Genomic DNA, 17,708 nt, shown 5'->3' with positions numbered 1-17,708 from the left:
CGTGGTCGGACAGGGACGCCACCGCGGGGTGTTCTCGGCGGTTGTGGTGGTGGGTGATTTCGGCTTCGGAGGTCAGGGGAGCGTCTTTCGTTTCGGCGTGCCGGTCAGCGTTGTCGGCCGTGGCTGGTGCCGGGCGGCGGCTGGGTGGTCATTGCGGTCTTCGTACGGCTGCTGGTGCTGGCCGGCGAGCCGGAGGCCGGTGTCGGGGCGTGGCGCAGATCAGGGTCGAGGTCGACGGCGTAGCGGGCGGCGGTGAGCATCTGCGCTGCCCAGGTGGCGTGTTCGTTCTCCCAGGTGCGGCCGAGGTCGAACGGCAGGCGGGTCCAGACGCCCCGCAAATGCGGGTAGGTGACGAATCCGGCGCGGGCCAGGACGCTCGCGGCGAAGGCGTCGACGGTTCCGTCGACTTCGACCTCGCCGCCCTGGCCGCGGGTGATGCGGATGGTCGCGTCGCGTGCGGTCACCGGCCTTGCCCGCTTCCGGCCGACTGCGTGCGCCCGGCTGCGGGAACGGCGCCGGCCTGGGGCAGGGGCCGGGCGGGTGTGGCTGCGGGGGCGGAGGCCCGCTGCGGGGAGCGGGTGGCGGCGGCCTGCGCGATGCGACTGCGGCGCTCCACGAGCTGGTTGCGGGCCTCCGGTGGCGCGGGGGGTGAGGCCAGGGCAGGTTCGAGGGCGTAGTCGGCTCCGACCGTGTAGCCGTGACGGTGCAGCGTGACCCGCAGGTCTTGCACGGCCTGCCGGGCGCGGCGCAGGCCGTCCTGCTCGGGGTTGGCCAGCCGGTACAGGCCCGGGGTGTCGGGGACGGGCTCGAACTGCACGCGCTCCAGATACCAGTGGGCCAGGTGCGCGGGGACGTTCGCGGTCGCGGCGGCCACGAAGCCGTGTTCGGGGTGGACGCCGAAATGGAAGTGGTCAGACAGGTGGGGCCTCTCCTCTTGGGTCACCGGCGCGGGGGTGTCGCACCGGGCGGTATGGGCAGGGCGGGCGGGAGCGCCGGGGCGCCTGGGGCCGGTCCGGGAAGCGGGCGTGGCGGGGCGGGGGCTGCGGCCCTCGCCTGGCGCAGGAAGGTTTCCCCGTCGGTGAGCCAGGTCTCGATCACCGGCCGGAGCCGGGCATCCCGCCGGGCCTTCGCCTGTGCCTTGGCCTCGTCCGACGCCGTTGCGAGGAGGCCGGGCGGGACGAACCGGCGCCATTCGACGAATGCGTTCTGCCACTGCGCTATGGCGTTTTGGATGCGGTCCAGCGCTGCGGCGTCTTCGGGCCAGGGGGTCTGCTCCGGTCGGCACTGCTCCAGCAGATCCGGCGCGTGGATGAGGTAGTTGCGGAGCTTGTAGTGGGCCATGTCAGCGAACTGCTCTTCCAAGACGGGGAGTTCGTCCGGGTCCAGGAGGGTGGCGTCGCTGTAGCGGCCGGACTCCTTCATCGCCGCCAAGGTCTCGTACTCCTCGCGGAGGGTGTCGAGTCCGTACACGACGGTGTCCAGCCGCCGGGCGTGCAGAGCCTGGTGGTAGGCGGGCAGGAACCGCTCCGCGATAGCCGCAGCCGCCAGCTGGTGATCGCCGGGGAGCACGATGCTGCGCGGCGCGATCGGCTCGTCGATGTTGTCGTCGAACCCGTCCGAGGCGAACGCGCCGACCAGGTAGTCGCCTGGGTGGCCGGGCCGTTCGACGAGGAGCAGATTGATGCCCTCGCCGTTGTTCAGGACTGCGGTGTACGGAGCACGCTGGTGCTGAACGGCTTGGAGGAGTTCGCCGTCGTCCCACAGCGAGGGGACGAGGTCGTACTGCCATTCCGGGTGACTGTGGATGCTGGTCTCGGCGCTCCAGGTGCCGGGCAGGTGCGCGGCGATCTCCTCGGCGACGTCACCGAGGTAGGGACGGCGGCTGGCCGTGACGCTGGTCTGGTGGCGGTGGGCGGTGCGGATCAAGTTGCGGACGGTGTCACGGGTCGCTTTCGGGCTGTAGCCGGACAGGGCGAATGCGCCGTCGTCGCGGCGGTGGAATCCGCAGATTTGCAGGGCGGTTTCTGCCCAGGGGTACTTCTCACCGTGGGCGACGGCGACGATGCCGGCGGTGGTGCTGGCCGACAGGGTGATGTGTGCGGGAGAGTGCGGGGGCATCCACGTCCTGGGGGTGTCGCCGGCGAGGGGTCAGTGCGTCCGCGGGGACCGGCTGATGCCGGGCCCGCCCGGCAGGCCGTGGCCGGGCCCAGGCTGCACGGTGGGGTGTCGCGGGGACGGAGGAACCCACCGAGCGGACATCAGCGGTGCCAGTGCCTCGGGCAGGACGGAGTTGGCGGGCCGGCGGATCGCAGCGGTGCTGAGCGTCTGGGCCAGGACCGCGTTGACGACGAACGGCGGCGTCTTCTCGGTGAAGGAGACGGCCCACAGTGGTCCCAGGTCGTCGGGGTAGGCGCCGAGGTGCCAGATGATCGCCTCGTCGTCCTGGAGCGGCGGGCCGAGGGAGCCGGGCGGGCGGCCGAGTATGGCGGCATGTCCGTCGTGGGACTGGAACCCGGCCAGCCCCAGGTCCTCGATGTAGTCCCAGTGGCCGGGGTCCACGTGCAGCTCGATCAGCTCGGGCTCGGTGCCGATGCCGTAGATGGCGTGGTCGGGATCGGCTTTGAGCCCGGTGGCGACGGTGCTGATGAGGGAGGCGACGAACTCGACGGGCACCAGGCCCGCGACATCGGCTCTCCAGCGTTCGGGCGCGTCCTTGTCCGTGCGGGCGGTGATCACCAGGTGAGGGCCGTCGCCCTCGGCGGTGCGGTCGTGGCGGATGGTGACGCGCTCACAGGGACTGGTGACGGTGAACGAGGCGTCGCCGGTGTGCGCGGACCAGCCGGACCGCTTGGCGAAGACGGGGAGCAGAGCGTGGTGCTCGTCGGGGAAACTGGCGGCCAGATAGCGGGGACTGAGGAGGACCTCTCCTTCCGCGGCACTGGTGTGGTCGTTGGGCATGGGGGCCTTCAAGCAGTGGGGTGGGCTAACGGGCGTGGGGACGCAGGTGGCCGCCTGCACCAGGGTGGACCATGTTGCGAGGGCGCTGTGCCCGTCGGCCTGCGGCGGGGTGAATCCGCCGCAGGGTCCCGTCCGCAGAGGTGGTGGGCAGGGGTGCGGCGACCTCCTATGGCACTGGGCGATCAAGTGCAGGGTCGCCTGGGCAGTGCTGGAAGGCATCAGGTCGCCGTCTCCTGCCCGTGGATACGCGAGCGCGTCAGCGCCGAGCGCAATGCGCGGCCGTGCCGGAACGCGAACTCGCGTGCGGAGCCCTCCAGTTCACGGAAGGCGGCGCCACCTGCGCTCATCTGGGCGGGGTGCTTGCGGTAGCAGTAGACGACGTGGGGGAGGAGTTCACCGGGGGCCAGATTGGTGACGCCGTTGACCATGACGAAGTCCTCGCCCTGCGGCAGACCTCCGTGCCCGCCCGCGGCGAAGACGAGTTCGGTCCGCGCCAGCAGCATGGTCTGGCCGAGCGGGATCTGCGCGTCGGGGCTGGTCCAGTACCCCGTCACGTCACCCGGCTGGTGCACGCCGGGCGGAGTGGGGCAGCGCCAGATGGTGGTGGTGCCGTCGGCGTGCAGGTCCGCGCTCCAGCCTGCGACCCACCCGAGCCCGGTCTCGGTGATCCGCCGGTGGCGGACGGCAAGGCTGTCGGCCGGTAGGAGATCGTCGTCGTCGCTGTAGCAGACGAAGGGGGTGCGAACACAGCGCAAACCCAGGTTCCGGGCGGCGGCAGCGCCGAGGGGGCGCGGCAGTTCGACCACACGGATGCGGGGATCGGCGGCGAGCGGCTGGGGCAGACGGGCGCGGTCGGCCCCGTCGAGGACGAGGACGGCCTCCCACGGTACGAGCTGCCGGACAAGGCTGGCGTGCAGTTCGTTGAGGTAGCCCAGGCGTTCGGGGCGTAGCTGGGTGGCGATGACGACCGTGATGTCGGGGCGGGTGTGCAAGGGCAGGAGGGTTCTCCGGGATCGGGTGGCGGGGCCGGGGTTCAGCGGCGGGCGGCCGGACGTGTGGTGGAGGCGGGTGCTGCCGCTGGCTGGACGGGTGTGGCGGTGGGCTGGGTGGTGCGCGGCGGGAGGGTGGCTGGGATCGGTCGGTTCGACCTCCACCGTGCGACGCTGTCGCTGAAGCGGGCCCGCGGATCGGTGTGCCAGTCGACGACCGGACCGATGTCCTCCTCCAGCAGGTTGATGACCTCAATGCCGTGAGGGTGCAGGACGTATCCCCAGTCCAGGCCACCGTTGTTGGCCGGGGTGATGAGCCGGCGCTTTGCCGGCGTGCCGTCCGTGTTGATCACGTTGTCGTATGCGCGGCTGGGGTACTCGGTCCCGCCGGTCAGATCCTGGAGCAGGTCGTCGGGAGCGCCGTCGAGGAGATCGGTACCGAGCTGGGACCAGCCGTAGTCGACGCTGTCGATGAGGTGACGGGACATGGCCTCGACGTCGCCGCCGAAGCGGTGTTGGTAGGCGCCGAGCAGCAGGGGCAGGCGTCCGCTGGGGTAGCCGTCGAAGTGGACGTACACGCCGGCGTAGCCGTCGCCGGTGGGGCGGGCGATGAAGGAGCGGGTGGACAGATGATCTCCAAAGGGGAGGGGCAGGAGGGGCGGGGCAGGCGTCGCGGACCTGCGGCAGTGCGGTTACCGGCCGGGGCAGGAAGGAGACCGGGCGTCAGCGAGCCGCAGGTCAGCGGCCAGGGGCCGGTCCGGTGGGCGGTGTGCCGGGCGGGGCCGGCGGGAGGCCGGGTGTGGTCCGCGGCTGGGGCGGGGCGGGTGCCGGGTCGTATTCGGCGCGCAGGATCGCCAGATCCGCCTGGTCGGCGAGGGACAGTACGCCAAGGCTCCTGCTGGCCGCTGCCATCAGCATCTTGGGCGGGGAGCCCAGCTCCGCTCCGCGGTTCTGTCCGCGCCACCGGGCGGCGGCAACGAGGCAGTCGCTGACCGCCTTGAGCACGGGTTCGGCTGCGTCCAGCAGTTGCTGGGTGACCGCGTTGGCCTGCGCGGGTGTCTCGGCGGCGGCGAGCGCGTCCAGGTACGGGGCCAGGTCGGGGCCCGGCAGCGGCTCGTTGGGCAGCGGGTGTTCGGTCAGGAAGGGGGCGGCGTCGCGCTCCGCCCAGCGCCGCAGGTCGCGGCTGGTGGCGATGCCATAGCGGGCGGCGGCGATCTGGTCGGCGTCGCGGCCGACGTTGTCGTACAACTCGAAGTCGGGATCTCGCACGGCCGGTTCCTAGAGGGCGAGGTCCGGGACGGCGGCCTTGGCGTCCGTGCGGCGGCAGCCGTAGCCCAGCAGACTGGACGGCTTGCGTGCGGAGGGGACGGCGGCGAGGTCCGAGCAGGTGAACGTGTAGGTGAAGGCCGGGCTCGGCCCGCTGAGCCAGGCTCGGTCCTGCTTGTCCGGCACGATCTGAAGGCCCGGCGCGGTGACGGAGTCGTGCTGGGTGTGCGTGTGGGAGAAGACCACGAGCGTGCCGGCGGTCGTCTTCAGCGCGTACGCGTCGGGGAACTGCGCATCGGCAGACGCGAATCGGGTGGTGCCGCGCGTGCCGAACTTGTGGACCGTCTGGTCGTGGACCTTGATCTGTCGCCCGGATGCATCGGTCGGGACGAAGACCTTCTTGCCCGTCGTCTCGCCTCCGGTGGCGAAGTTGTCGCCAACCGCCGTGCGCAGCACGCCGACCGGCGCGGTCAGCGAGGTGGAGGAGGCGTCGATGGCGGTGGCGTAGCCGTCCTTGTCGAGCACGATCTTCGGGAGCTGCTGGGGGTCGTCGACGTCGACGGCGGCGACCATCTCCCACCGCTGCGCCTTCGCGTTCTGGGCTAGGACCAGGACGCGGGCGAGCTGCTTGGTGGTGCCGGAGCGGGTGACGGCGGCGAACCACTTCTGCTGGCCCGGCTTGAGGCGTGGGATGTAGACGTCGGTGGAGGCGAGGTCGTATGACCAGGACCTGTACGTTTCCCGGTCGGCCTGGGGCAGGCCCTCGCTTTCCTTGTAGTCGGCGACCGACATCGCGTTCAGCGGGCCGCCTTCGACGGTGGCGAGGAGCTTGCGGTTGTTGTCGGCGTTGGCCTCGTTGTTGATCTTGGAATAGTGGGCGATCTGAGCGATGGCCTGCTGCTTCGTCAGTGCCGGCTCGGCGGCTGGCGTGGGATGCGCGGTGCGGGTGGCCGTGGTTGTGGTGCTGGCGGAGGTGGAGCAGGCGGACGCGGTCAGTGCGACCGCTGCGGCGCTGAGCAGGAGGACGGTGCGGCGGGCGGAGGTGTGCTGGGGGATGGGAATGCTCCGGGATAGGGAGGGCTAGCGGGTACGGGATGTGATGGCGGCCGGCGGGGACGGTGCTGGCGCGGCAGGGATCGGGGCCGTGCGAGTGTCGGCGGCCTTGCGCAGGCCCTTTGCGGCGCGGGCGAGGTGGGTGCGGCTCTCGTCGAGGCGGTCCGCGAGGTGCTGGTGCGCGGCGGCCCGGTCGCGGGCCTGGCCGGGGCCTTGGTGGGTGAGGTTGGCGATCACGCCGATGACGTGGATGGCACTGCCGAGGGCGGCCAGTGCGGCCCCGGTGGGCTCGGCGGCGCGGGCTAGGGCGAACGTGATGCGCCGCTGGGTGGCCGTGTCCTGGGCCGGGTAGCGGGCCGCGGCCCGGTGGCGCAGCGCGCTCTCCCCGGCCAGATAGCCCAGCAGCCGGGCCAGGTGACGGACTTCGTCGTCCAGGATCTCGCTCAGCGCCGGATCGGGGCGGATCTGGTCGGGGAGCGGGAGCTGGTCGGCCACGGTGTTGAGCCGGTCGGCCAGATCGTGCAGCAGCATCCGATGGTCAAGATCGGAGGGAAACAGACTTCGCACGGCAGAGTCCGAGTTCTGCCGCCGGGTCAGGCACGGCGCAGGCTGTCGAGCACGCCGCCCCACTTCGGTCCGTCCCAGTTGATGACCAGCGCGGCTTTGTCCGCCCGGAGGGTGAGGGTGCCCCGGGTGCGGTCCGGGTCCGGTGTCGTGCAGTGCAGGGTCAGCACCGGGTGGGCCGTGGTGGTGTGGGTGAGCGTTCCGGGACAGGCGAGGGTGCCGGTGGTGGTGACGGCAGCGTGGGAAATGGTTAGCGAGGTGATGGGGCTGTCGGAGTTGATCGGCCGCCACGTGCCGTCCAGCCCGCCGACCGTGGGCGTAGCACTCGGCCGGGGCGTAGACGTGTGCGGTGCTGTGGTGGTGGCCGTGGTGTGGGTGCTGTCCTGGGTGGTGCCGCATCCGGCGAGCAGGGCGGTTGAGGCCAGGAACATCGAGGCGGACACGGCAGCCCGATGACGTCGGCGTGGGATGAGGGCGGGCACGAGAAGACTCCTGCAGGTCGTCATGTGGTGGGGGAGGGCGGAGATTTGCCGCTCAGGGCTGTGGGTTCGCTGCCGGCCGGGCGGCGTGTTCTGGCCGTCAGCCTGTCCGGGGTCGAGATCCGAGAAGGCCACCGGCCGGATCGGTGTGTTCTGTGCCCCAGTCGAAGACCACACGCTGCTGCTTTCCGAGGAAGACGGTGCCCCAGGGGCACGGAAGGCGATGCTCGGCGGCAAAACGGTGGGTGCGTGCGCAGACGTGCGGCCTCATGAGGCAACTTCCCGCGGGAACGCGGCCTACCGACGTGCGGCGGATGCCGGGGTGGCGGGAGGCGGTGTGCTGTGGACCGCGGTGAGCGGGCGGCCTGCCGGGGTGGCGGGTGTGGGTGGGGCTGCCCGGCGGAAGTCGACACCGAAGCCCTCGGCCATCAGGCGCTGGACGGCGAGTTGGACGAGGAGGGCACGCTCGGCAGGACTGTAGTAGGTGGAGAGCACGAACGCCGCCTGGTGCGGGTCGTACTGAAAACGGCAGCCGAACAGCGTCGCACGCATCTCCTTGGGCACCGATTCGGACGGTGCCCCGACCGCGCCGTCGGGGTACCAGACCAGCGTGAGGGTCCGGTCCGCCTGAGCTGCGGGTGGGCGGTGCGGCGGCTCGGGCTGAGTGCGTGCGTTGTCCTCGACCGCGGCCAGGGCCTGCTGGTAGTGGGGCAGAACACGGCGGGTGACTGCGGCGGCAGCACGTACCGGGTCACGGGGTACGGAGATACCGTTCGGCTCGTCCACCCCGCGGAAGTGATGCTGCCGGAACCTGGCCGGCTTGAGCGGGGCCACCAGGAACTGGTGCGGGTAGCGGGGCCGGGCCATAACGTACAGATGCTGGTCACCAGGGCCGTGGAGGCGTGCAGCGTGTTCGAGATCCCAGTCCAGCGGCGCCGACGCTGCCGGGCCGCAGTCCCAGATCTGGTCCGCGAGCGGGAACTGGTCTTCGAAGGCGGGATAGCTCTCAAGCTCGCTGTGCCAGGCGCCGGGCAGTCGCCGAGCGAGTGCGGAGGCGAAGTCGGACAGAGCGGCGCGGGTGTGGGGAGGGGGCATGGGCTCCTATGAGCGTGTATGGACGACATTGCGTTGCGGGTTGTGTGCTGCCGGCCAGACGGGGTGCCCTGACCCCGCTGTCCGTGCGGTGGCTCCTGGTGAAGTGATCGTGTGGGGTAGCCGGCCGCGAGGGCGGGGGTTTCAGCGAAGACGTGCGTCGGTGTCGAAAAGGGTCAGCTCGTGTGTGTGGAGAAGGTGCTGGACGATGAACGACCTGCCTGCGACTTTCCACAGACCGCGTCCGCGGTTGAGGTGCGCGATGGCGTCCGTTTCGACCGTGGTGAGGCCGAGCAGGGAGGCTGCGGCGTGGAGTTGGTCCTGTTCCTGCCGGTAGATGATGCGGGTGGAGCAGTCGGCGAGGAGTCCCTCGGCCAGCGCCCGGCCTCGTGATCCGGCGTCGCCGGCGGTGAGCAAGTCGCTGAGCCTGTGGATGACCATGAGGTTGGCGATGCCGAGTCCGCGGGAGAGCTTCCACTGGGCCTGCATGCGTTGGAGCAGGCCGATGTGGCGCATCAGGCGCCATGCTTCGTCGTAGACGATCCATCGCCGGCCGCCGCCCGGGTCGGTGAGGGCGGACTCCATCCAGGCGGAGGCGCAGGTCATGGCGAGGACGAGGGCGGTGTCGTCACCGGATCCGCCGAGCCGGGACAGGTCGATGGTGAGCATCGGCGCGCGTGGGTCGAACGCGATGGTGGAGGGGGCGTCGAACATGCCCGCCAGGTCACCGTGCACCAGGCGCCTCATGGCGTGGGCGAGGTCGCGGGCCGCATCCCCGAGCTGCATCCCGGCGGTCTCGTCGAGCACGGCGGGGTTGTTGAGGGCGGCGGCGACATCGCCGAGCAGCGGGGTCCGGCCGGTGGCAGCGGCGCGGGTGACGACAGCGTCGAGGGCGACGTCGAGGGCGGTGTGCTCCATGGGCAGCAGGTCCCGGCCGAGGACGGTCCGGGCCAGGGAGCCGAGCAGGAGGAGGCGCCGCTTGCGGATCTCACCCGTCCAGTCGGCCTCGGAGACGCTGTCCGGACGCGGAGCGGCGTCGAGGGGGTTGAGGCGGCCGGGGAGCCCGGGGCCGAGGGCGACGGAGGTGCCGCCCAGCGCCTGTGCGACGGGGGTCCACTCACCCTTGGGGTCGCACGGGACATAGACCCGGTAGCCGAAGGCGACTGAGCGCAGCGCGAACGATTTCGCGAGCGCCGACTTGCCCTGGCCGATCACTCCGGCCAGCAGCACGTTCGGGTTGGTGAATCCCTCGACGCGGCCGTACAGGGCGAACGGGTCGAACACGAACGAAGCTTCGGCGTGGACGTCGCGGCCGATGTAGATGCCTTCGGCGCCGAGTCCGCCTTCGGCGAGGAAGGGGTATGCGCCGGCGGCGACGGCGGTGGTCATACGGTGCGCAGGCAGCTTCAGCCGGCTCCCGCGCGCGGAGGCCAGGCCGGGGCGCCCGGCAGTCGGGTAGAGCGGCGCGGGCATGACGTGCTCGGCCGGTGCGGTGCCCGCCGGGTGGGCGGTGGCTTCGGCGCGTGCTTTCGCGGCGGCGTCGGCGAGCTGACGGCGGGCGGCCTTGCGGCTGGCCCGGTCGGTGCCGTGGGGGGTGAACAGCGGGCTGGCGGAGGCGCGGCGGGCGGGCCGGTGGTTCATCGTGGGCCCTCGCTTCGGTAGGCGGTCATCGCACGCATGCGGTGGTGTGCGGGCGGTTGAGGTCGGCCGGGGTGGTCTTGCGGCGGACGGCGTGTCCGGCGGCGAGGTGGCGCTGGCAGATGGTGAGGAAGGGTGGCCCGTCCGGGAGCTGCTCGGGACGGCACTCGGTGGCGTTCACGGAGGCTGCTGGCAGGAGGTGGAAGGCGGAGTGGATCTCGGCACTGGCTTGCCAGAGCCGTGTATGTGCGCTGGCGAGGTGCCGGCCTGCTCCGGGATAGGGAGGGCGTGCTGCCTCGGCGAGCTGATCGATGAGCCGGTGAAGTTCGGTGAGGTGGGCGTGGAGTGTGTCGAGGTGGGTGCGGTCCACCGGCTCCGGCTGTGGGGCGCGGACGCGGGCACGGGCGTGGTGGCGGATGCCGGCGGTGGCGGCACGCAGGTAGGGATGCGCGTCGGTTGCGGTGATGTGGGGCTGGGTCAATGAGGTGTCCTTGCCGCCGTGTTGACGGGAGCGGGGGTCGGTCTGGGACCGGTGACGGGGACGGCGGCGCGGCGACTGGCGGGAACCGCGGAGGCGTTTTGGGACGCGACGGGCCCTTGTTCCGCGCGGAGGTCGGCGAATTCGCCGCGTGTCGGGAGACCGGGATGGCTTTGCTCCGGCAGGTAGACGATGTCCGCACCGCCGTCACACGCGACGTTGGCCAGGAGCCACTCGCGCCAGCTCGGGAGCAGGGCAAGGTTGCGGGCGGCATCGTCAAGGCTGGTCGCGTTGACGACAAAACTCGTCGGCGCCTCACCGATGTGTCGCTCGTGCCCGGCGAACGTGAGGGTGAACGCGCGTGGTGCCGGTGGGCCGAGGAGGACGGCGAGGCGGATCACCAGGTCGTCGAGATGGTCGCTTGCCTCGATGGCCGTGGTGATGCGGACGTCGTCGTACTCGGGATATTTGTCCTCGATCACCTCGCCTTCGGCGTCCAGGTATTGGCCGATCAGGTCGTGGTGGCGGGCGATCAGTTCCTCGGAGGAAGTGAGCAGGGCACGCAGTTCGCGTACGAGATGGTCGTGGTCGGGGTTCGATGTCAGCGCATGTCCTGGGGACTGGAGGGCTTACAGGGCGGTGCGGGCAAGGGGCAGCGCGGCGACGGTGAAGGCGTCGGGCTGCTGGTACCAGAGCCTTCGCAGATCGACGCCGGCGGTGACGGCGGCGGTCTCGATCTGCGCGCACGCGCCGTCCAGGGCTTCGTCGGTGTCGGCGGAGACGGTGACCAGGCCGGTCAGGGCCACATCGGCATGCCCGGCGATGAGCTGCCGTTCACGGGCCTTGACGTCGGCGTACTCGACGGAGTCCTCTTCGCTGTCGACCTGACCGCGCCGTGCACGCTCGGACGCATCCGCGATGATCGCGGCCTTCTTCCGCTGGACGTCACGCAGCGCGGACTCGAGCCCCTGGGGGACGTAGGTGAGGGAGAGGGTGCGGCGGACCCCGGCGGTGAACATGAGCCCGTGCAGGAAACCGGCGCCCATCTCGACCCTGGGCCAGTTCTCCACCCAGTAGGTGACGTGGCGGGCTGAGTCGGTGGCGATCCGGTCGTGTTCCTCGACCTGGACGACGGGCCCGGCGGCGGCCGGGTCTGCTTCCGCGCGGCCGGTGTCCGACCACTGCTGGAGCGCGGCGAGGGACTTGGGATCGTACGCGGTGCGGATGACGGCGGCGATCTCCCGGGCGGACAGCCACCCGGTCACCATCAGCCCGGCGTTCCGGGCGGCCTGCGCGATCGCGGCGGTGGTCTGCTCCATGACGGTGAACGCGCCGGGCAGTCCGCCTCCGGCCTGGGAAATCAGGCGTTTGGCGGCCTTGAGGTCGAGCGAGATCGCGAGATAGGTCTCGTGCGGGGCGGCGGCGGGGCCGGCGGAGGCGACGAGTTCGGAGTAGACCTGCCCGGCAACGGGGGCTTCGGGACGGCCGTGCTGGGCCCAGTGCCGGGCCAGGGTGTCGCCGGAGTCGGGGACCGTTCGCTCCAGGACCTGCACGGTGGCGACGTGCCCGGTGCGGGCGGTGCCCGCCAGAGCCCGGCCCCAGCCCGCCACGTTGTGGCTCTGGCTGGCCGGATCCAGTAGGGCGAAGGCGCGGCTGCTGACGCGGGCGACGGCGGTGAGGGTCTGCTGGTGCGGGTCGTGCACGGCGGCGGCCTGGTTGGCGGAGTCGCCCGGGGTGACGACCTTGAGTGAGGCGACGGTGCCGGGCAGGTGCAGGATGCCGTCCTGCCGGGGCCGGGTGACGGGTCGGGCGAGCCACAGGGTCTGCCCGCTGCGACGCCGCCAGGCGTAGCGGACGACGATCGGCGCCCAGTCGATCAGGGAACGGCCCTGACGGCGGAGGGCGACCAAGGCGGCGACCGCCGCCCACACAGGTATGAGGGTGAGCCCGCCGAGCAATCCGGTGGTGACCACCGTGACCAGCAGCAGAGCCAGAGCACCAGAGACGAGGACGAGCTGGGGAAGAGAGAGGCCGAGCAGGATGCCGCGCCTGGAACGGTGGGGGAATTTGACCGTGGGCGGTATCGCGTTGGCGGTGAGATCAGACAAGGGCTGTTCCAGTGAAGCGCGGGGCGGTGGCCGGGGCGGCACGCTGCGAGTGGTGCGCGGCGCGTGCCGCCCCGGAGTCGGGCAGGGTCACAGGCCAGTGGGACCGGGGGGTGGTCCTCCGAATCCAGCGGAGGAGCCGGAGGAGTTCGGGGCCGGCGGGGCGCCCTGCGGCGGTGGCGTGGAGACATCCGCGCCGGGCTGGAACATGAAGCCGCCGTGGCCGGCGTGCGATCCCGAGCCGTGCCCGCCCTGGCCGGGCGAGCCGCCGAACGGGCCACTGGCATCGTCGCGGGGGCTGGTCGGTGGAGGCTGCACGGATTGCTCCACACCCTCCTTCAGCCCGCTGCCTCCCGAGGAGCCGTTCGCACTGCTGCTGGCCTTGCCGCTGCCGCCTGTGGGATGGGCAGCGATGTCGCCGGGGAAGCCTCCCGGTATGGCGTCCGGGCCTTGAGGTGCTGCACTCGTTCCGGCTGCCGCGCCCGCTCCGGCCGCCGCGCCGCCGGTTCCGGCGGTGGCCGCCATCGCGGCGCCCTTCCTGCCCACGCGTTCGGCGTGCTGCCGGGCCATCTGGGCTCCGGCGCCACCGGCGCGGTGGATGTCCTCGCCGGACGTGCCCTCGGCCGCCCAGTGTACGAACTTGAAGGTTGCGTAGGGGCACAGCAGGATCAAGACCATGATCACGATGCCGGACATGACGTCGGCGAGTGCCCCGATCCCGTCCTTGGCCTCTGTCTTGCCCATGGCGGCGATGCCGAGCACGAAGATGATCGTCATCAGCAGCTTGGAGACCACGAGGGTGGCGGTGGCCTCGACCCAGCCGCGGCGCCACCGGCGGGCGACCTCCCAGCCGCCTCCGGCCCCGGCGAACACCGCCAGGGTGACCATGACGAGGATGCCGACCTTGCGGACCATCATGACGCACCAGTAGAGGAAGGCGCCGATGGCCGCGCCGAGGCCGGCGAACACCGCGACCAGCCAGCCCAGACCGGCCAGGCCGGCGATCTGGCTCACCTTGACGATGCGGCGGACGGCCGACTCGATGCTCAGGTGGGAGGCTTGGAACAGCCCGTCGGACAGGGCGTCGACCACTTCGATGGCGACGGTGGTCAGGGCGATGGCGCAGAACGCGAACAGGACGCCGGACATGGTGCCGGTGAACGCCTGGGTGAGGGCTTGTCCGTCGCGTCTGACGGCGGCGCGGATGAGCTGGGCGCAGAATGTGCCGACGAGGATGACCAGGCCGATCGGCAGCAGCATTTCGTAGTTGTCGCGGAACCAGCCGGCGTTCAGGTCGACCCTGGTCGTGGTGTCGACGGCCTTGGCGGCGAGGTCGGCTGCTGCTGCGGCGAGTTCGCCGGCGCTCTTGGCCATCCAGTCGCCGATGGCCTTGCCGGGATCGGAGGCGAAGTCGACGGCGTCGCCGACGGCGCACAGCTTGTCCGCGATGGGGTAGTCGCAGAAACCCAAAGGGGGTTGTCCTCCTTATGTGTCGGCGGGGTGGGTCACTGCGTGACGCTGGGGGCGATGGCGGCGAGGGTGCAGTCGTGGCTGGGCCGGCATTGCACGGCGAGGGTCACGGCGCGGTCCTCGGCTCCGCCGCCGCCCTTCTTCCAGGCGATGTGCTGCGTGCCGTTGACGGTGACGACGTAGATGTATGCCTGGGTGATTGCCGACGGGTCCTCGGCCAGGGCCTGCTTGAAGGCGCCCGGGTAGTGGCCTTCGGTGATCTTCGCGGTGGCGTGCTGGTCCTGGTCGGCCATCCGTGACCACAGCAGCGGATCCGGGACTTGGCCTGAGACCGAGGCCCAGTCGGCGTATTTGGGCTCTTTGCTCATCCATGCGCGCATGCCCGCGAGCTGCTGGTCGCGGCTGGTGTCGCGGGTGTCGTAGGACCACAGCATGGCGGCGGCGGCCTTGGCGTAGGCGACGGGTTCGGCGATCTGCGGGGGAGCGGGAACCGATCCCGACCCCGCCGACGGCGTTGGTGCGGCCTCGGACGGCGAGGCGCTGCTCGCGGGGGACGGCGAGCCCTGGGTTTGCTCCTGGCGCTGTTCACCCCGGCCCGTGAAGTACGCGGTGGTGGCCGCCGCGGCGAGCAGCACGGTGATCACGAGCGCGACGAGTCCGACGCGCTTGTTTACCGACCAGGTGACGCCGTACCCGGACAGGGAGGGGAATCGCTTCTGCATTAGTGGACCTGCGACCCCAGGGACGAGAAGAACGCGACGATGCCGTTGGCGGCACCGAGGCCGAGGGCGGCGCCGGCAGCAACGGTGGTGCCCTTCTTCCCGTTGGCTTCGGCCTGGTGGCCACCGGTGTGGTGGCCCCACGCCCAGACGGCGAGGGAGACGGCGAGGGCGCCGACGACGGCGACGATGCCGAACAAGTTGATCGAGTTGACGACGTTCTTCAGGACGGACAGGCCCGGCAGGCCACCGCCCTGGGGCGAGATGCCCGGATCGTAGGCGAGGTAGACCGCAGCGCGGTCTGCGAGAGACAGAGGTATGACGGGGCTCCTTGCAGGCGCAGGCCGGGTGAGGGCCAGCGGGAAGGGAAGGAAAGGAAGAGAGGGGGGAGGGGCGCGCGGGGCGCGAGAGAGGGCCGCGGCCAGGCCCGCCCGAAGCCGCGCGGGCGGGGTGCGGCGTCAGACGACGCGGCGAGCGGCGAGGATGTCCCAGTCCGCGAGTGGCGTGATCCGGACGGGCTTGGTGGTGCGCGGGGCCTCGATGACCAGGCCCGAGCCGATGTACATGCCGACGTGTTCGGGCCGTGTGGCCGTACCGCGGCTGAAGATCAGGTCACCGGGTTTCAGGGCGTTCGGCGAGACGGCTTTGCCTTCACTGACCTGCGTGTACGTCGTTCGGGTCAGGCTGATGCCGGCGTGCTTGTACGCCTGCTGCATCAGGCTGGAGCAGTCGCAGCGGCCCATCGGATCGGGGCCGTGCGCGGCTGTGCAGGATCCGCCCCACTGGTAGAGCGTGCCGAGCTGGTGCATCGCCCATTCGATGGCCGTGCGCGCCTTGGGGTCGGCGTCCTTGGGGATCGTGTAGCCCTTGGGGACGCTGCCTTCCGGGATCGGTCCCCACGACGTGCCGTCCGGCGCGCATCCTCCTGTGCTGGTCGCGGACTTGGTGGCCGTGCCGGTGGCCGGCTTGTCCTTGCCGGCGTCCGGGAACGTGGCGGCGATGGCCTTCTGCAGTGCGGTGGCGAGGCCCTCCCACTGCGCGTACGCGTCGGGGTAGCCGGAGCCCTGGACGGCCTGCGCGGCTTGGGTGACCTGCATCTGCTGCCAGCCGTGGATCGCGAGCAAGTGCTTGTAGAACTGCTCGCTGGCGTAGACCGGGTCGCGGATCTGCTGGGCGGTTCCCCAGCCCTGGGACGGTCGCTGCTGGAACAGGCCCAGGCTGTCGCGGTCGCCGGAGCCGAGGTTACGGAGCCGGGACTCCTGCATCGCAGTGGCGAGCGCGATGATCTGCCCCTTCGCGGGGACGTTGAGGCTGATGCCAGTGGCCACGATGGTCTGGGCGTTGGGGATCTGCTCGGCGGGCAGGTCCAGGCCCTTGATGCGGATGTGCTTGGCGTCGGCACCGTCGAGGATCTTGGTGACCTGTTTGGTCACCTCGTCGGTGTCGATGCCGGTCAGGCTGCAGCTGCTGGAAGCGGTGGTGGTCGCGGCTTGGCTGGAGGACGCCATCAGCATGGCTGTCCCGGCGAGCAGGAGGGGGGAGAGGACGACGACGCCGATGCCGGCGGCTATGCCCTTCAATCCGGCCGGCCTCCCGGCAGGCGGCTATGGCACGGTGGCCGGGTTGTGGGCAGGGAAGGGTAGAGCGATGTCACAACGAAGTCCTTGGGAGTGAAGTCCCGACCATGCGTGCGCGGTTGTGGAAAGGGTGCGGCGGCCGGGGGTGGGTAGATGGGGGCCCGGGAGCGTGGGTGCGAGTTGCAGCTGGCACCGGCGGCGGGCGTCGGGTCAGGTGTGCCGGGACACGGGGATACCTCCGTGAGGGCAGGCGTGGGGATGTGCCGTCGGCGGTGTTCGCCGGGCAGTTCCAAAACAGTAAGGGCGGATCCCCGGTTGCCGAAATCGTTGGTGATCAAGGCTTGATTCCAGGGCATTCGGCGTCGATAGCGCTCAACCGGGGATCGTGCCCTACAGTTTTGACTCCTCCCCCTCGCACCCCCTTGCTGTGCGGGACCGCGGTGCCCTCTGCCCCGTATTCGGTCCTGCGGGGTCTCCCAGGCGAGACGGAGTACCTCTCCCTCATCTCACCCGACCCGAATTGGGATTCCTCTTTGCCTTTTTCCCTGCATCAGGGCGATGCCCTGAACGTGCTGTCCACGCTGCCGGACAACTGCGTCGACTCCGTCATCACCGACCCGCCCTACAACAGCGGCGGGCGGACAGCGAAGGAGCGCACCACCCGCAGTGCGAAGCAGAAGTACACCTCTGCCGACGCCGGACACGAGCTGCCGGACTTTACCGGCGAAAACATGGACCAGCGGTCCTACGGGTTCTGGCTGACCCAGATCATGACCGAGGCGCACCGGCTCACCAAGGTCGGCGGGACCGCGCTGCTGTTCACCGACTGGCGTCAGTTGCCGATCACCACGGACGCGATCCAGGCGGCCGGCTGGTTGTGGCGCGGCGTGCTGGCCTGGCACAAGCCGCAGGCCAGGCCACAAAAGGGCCGCTTCACGCAGAACTGCGAGTTCATCGTGTGGGCCTCCAATGGACCCATTGACGCCTCCCGCAACCCGGTCTACCTGCCCGGCCTCTACAGCGCCTCGCAGCCCAGCGGCAAGGCGCGCCAGCACATCACGCAGAAGCCTGTCTCGGTCATGCGTGAGTTGGTGCAGATCGCACCGCAGGGCGGGACCGTGCTCGACTTCACATGCGGCTCCGGCAGTACCGGCGTGGCCGCCCTGCTGGAGGGGCGGGACTTCATCGGCGTCGAGAAGACCAAGCACTACGCCAAGATCGCCGCCGACCGGCTCACCGAAACCCTCCAACAGACCCTGAGCCATCACGATATGACGCTCACCTCCTGACGTCCCCTCGGTTGCGCGGCATGGTCACCGG

At 70.8% G+C, this 17,708-nt stretch carries 20 protein-coding genes; 1 reads left to right on the top strand and 19 read right to left on the bottom strand.

Annotation, left to right across the window (positions count from 1 at the left end; genetic code table 11):
• Nucleotides 1-104: 104 nt before the first annotated feature.
• From AB0L75_RS28335 to AB0L75_RS28245, 19 genes are all read right to left on the bottom strand, one after another.
• On the bottom strand, nucleotides 105-464 hold the full coding sequence (locus tag AB0L75_RS28335; protein WP_365186193.1) for a hypothetical protein: 360 nt from the start codon (nucleotides 462-464) through the stop codon (nucleotides 105-107).
• Nucleotides 461-943, bottom strand: a complete 483-nt coding sequence (locus AB0L75_RS28330) for a hypothetical protein (RefSeq protein ID WP_365186190.1) — start codon at nucleotides 941-943, stop codon at nucleotides 461-463. The genes AB0L75_RS28335 and AB0L75_RS28330 overlap by 4 nt, the downstream gene beginning before the upstream one ends.
• The gene (locus AB0L75_RS28325; RefSeq protein WP_365186187.1) at nucleotides 940-2,118 is read right to left on the bottom strand and encodes a hypothetical protein; all 1,179 of its coding nucleotides are present in this window, start codon (nucleotides 2,116-2,118) and stop codon (nucleotides 940-942) included. The genes AB0L75_RS28330 and AB0L75_RS28325 overlap by 4 nt, the downstream gene beginning before the upstream one ends.
• Nucleotides 2,119-2,148: 30 nt before the next feature.
• Nucleotides 2,149-2,958: a DUF317 domain-containing protein gene (locus tag AB0L75_RS28320; protein ID WP_365186186.1), complete on the bottom strand. Its 810-nt coding sequence runs from the start codon at nucleotides 2,956-2,958 to the stop codon at nucleotides 2,149-2,151.
• A 218-nt stretch (nucleotides 2,959-3,176) separates the two neighbouring features.
• Nucleotides 3,177-3,950: a glycosyltransferase gene (locus tag AB0L75_RS28315; protein WP_365186184.1), complete on the bottom strand. Its 774-nt coding sequence runs from the start codon at nucleotides 3,948-3,950 to the stop codon at nucleotides 3,177-3,179.
• A gap of 41 nt (nucleotides 3,951-3,991) precedes the next feature.
• Entirely contained in the window at nucleotides 3,992-4,525 is a 534-nt protein-coding gene (locus AB0L75_RS28310) for a hypothetical protein (RefSeq protein WP_365186181.1), read from the bottom strand.
• A gap of 160 nt (nucleotides 4,526-4,685) precedes the next feature.
• Complete coding sequence (locus AB0L75_RS28305; RefSeq protein ID WP_365186179.1) at nucleotides 4,686-5,216, bottom strand: hypothetical protein; 531 nt, start codon at nucleotides 5,214-5,216, stop codon at nucleotides 4,686-4,688.
• Nucleotides 5,217-5,225: 9 nt separating this feature from the next.
• The gene (locus tag AB0L75_RS28300) at nucleotides 5,226-6,005 is read right to left on the bottom strand and encodes a hypothetical protein (RefSeq protein ID WP_365186177.1); all 780 of its coding nucleotides are present in this window, start codon (nucleotides 6,003-6,005) and stop codon (nucleotides 5,226-5,228) included.
• Nucleotides 6,006-6,293: 288 nt separating this feature from the next.
• Nucleotides 6,294-6,797, bottom strand: coding sequence for a hypothetical protein (locus tag AB0L75_RS28295; protein WP_365186175.1), 504 nt, complete (start codon nucleotides 6,795-6,797; stop codon nucleotides 6,294-6,296).
• A gap of 62 nt (nucleotides 6,798-6,859) precedes the next feature.
• Nucleotides 6,860-7,312, bottom strand: a complete 453-nt coding sequence (locus AB0L75_RS28290) for a hypothetical protein (RefSeq protein ID WP_365186172.1) — start codon at nucleotides 7,310-7,312, stop codon at nucleotides 6,860-6,862.
• Between the two features lie 294 nt (nucleotides 7,313-7,606).
• Nucleotides 7,607-8,404: a hypothetical protein gene (locus AB0L75_RS28285; protein WP_365186170.1), complete on the bottom strand. Its 798-nt coding sequence runs from the start codon at nucleotides 8,402-8,404 to the stop codon at nucleotides 7,607-7,609.
• A 141-nt stretch (nucleotides 8,405-8,545) separates the two neighbouring features.
• Complete coding sequence (locus tag AB0L75_RS28280) at nucleotides 8,546-10,042, bottom strand: ATP-binding protein (RefSeq protein WP_365186168.1); 1,497 nt, start codon at nucleotides 10,040-10,042, stop codon at nucleotides 8,546-8,548.
• Between the two features lie 25 nt (nucleotides 10,043-10,067).
• Entirely contained in the window at nucleotides 10,068-10,520 is a 453-nt protein-coding gene (locus AB0L75_RS28275) for a DUF6238 family protein (RefSeq protein WP_365186166.1), read from the bottom strand.
• A complete protein-coding gene (locus AB0L75_RS28270; protein ID WP_365186163.1) occupies nucleotides 10,517-10,999 on the bottom strand; it encodes a hypothetical protein in 483 nt (160 codons plus the stop codon). Before AB0L75_RS28270 ends, AB0L75_RS28275 begins: the two co-directional genes overlap by 4 nt.
• A 147-nt stretch (nucleotides 11,000-11,146) precedes the next feature.
• Nucleotides 11,147-12,625 (bottom strand): SCO6880 family protein, encoded by a 1,479-nt coding sequence (locus AB0L75_RS28265; protein ID WP_365186161.1) that lies wholly within the window; start codon nucleotides 12,623-12,625, stop codon nucleotides 11,147-11,149.
• Nucleotides 12,626-12,712: 87 nt separating this feature from the next.
• Nucleotides 12,713-14,092 (bottom strand): ATP-binding protein, encoded by a 1,380-nt coding sequence (locus AB0L75_RS28260; RefSeq protein WP_365186158.1) that lies wholly within the window; start codon nucleotides 14,090-14,092, stop codon nucleotides 12,713-12,715.
• 35 nt (nucleotides 14,093-14,127) lie between these two features.
• Nucleotides 14,128-14,814 carry a hypothetical protein gene (locus AB0L75_RS28255; protein ID WP_365186156.1) on the bottom strand — a complete coding sequence of 229 codons (687 nt, stop codon included), beginning with the start codon at nucleotides 14,812-14,814 and terminating at the stop codon, nucleotides 14,128-14,130.
• A complete protein-coding gene (locus tag AB0L75_RS28250; protein WP_365186319.1) occupies nucleotides 14,814-15,131 on the bottom strand; it encodes a DUF6112 family protein in 318 nt (105 codons plus the stop codon). Before AB0L75_RS28250 ends, AB0L75_RS28255 begins: the two co-directional genes overlap by 1 nt.
• 138 nt (nucleotides 15,132-15,269) lie before the next feature.
• Nucleotides 15,270-16,391: a C40 family peptidase gene (locus AB0L75_RS28245; RefSeq protein WP_365186153.1), complete on the bottom strand. Its 1,122-nt coding sequence runs from the start codon at nucleotides 16,389-16,391 to the stop codon at nucleotides 15,270-15,272.
• Between the two features lie 530 nt (nucleotides 16,392-16,921).
• Here AB0L75_RS28245 and AB0L75_RS28240 point away from each other — a divergent pair.
• Complete coding sequence (locus tag AB0L75_RS28240; RefSeq protein ID WP_365186316.1) at nucleotides 16,922-17,677, top strand: site-specific DNA-methyltransferase; 756 nt, start codon at nucleotides 16,922-16,924, stop codon at nucleotides 17,675-17,677.
• Nucleotides 17,678-17,708: the final 31 nt, after the last annotated feature.

Origin of the sequence: Streptomyces sp. NPDC052101 (genome assembly GCF_040680235.1) — a bacterium.
Taxonomy (GTDB): Bacteria; Actinomycetota; Actinomycetes; order Streptomycetales; family Streptomycetaceae; genus Streptomyces.
This window is presented reverse-complemented; position numbering and strand designations above follow the sequence as displayed.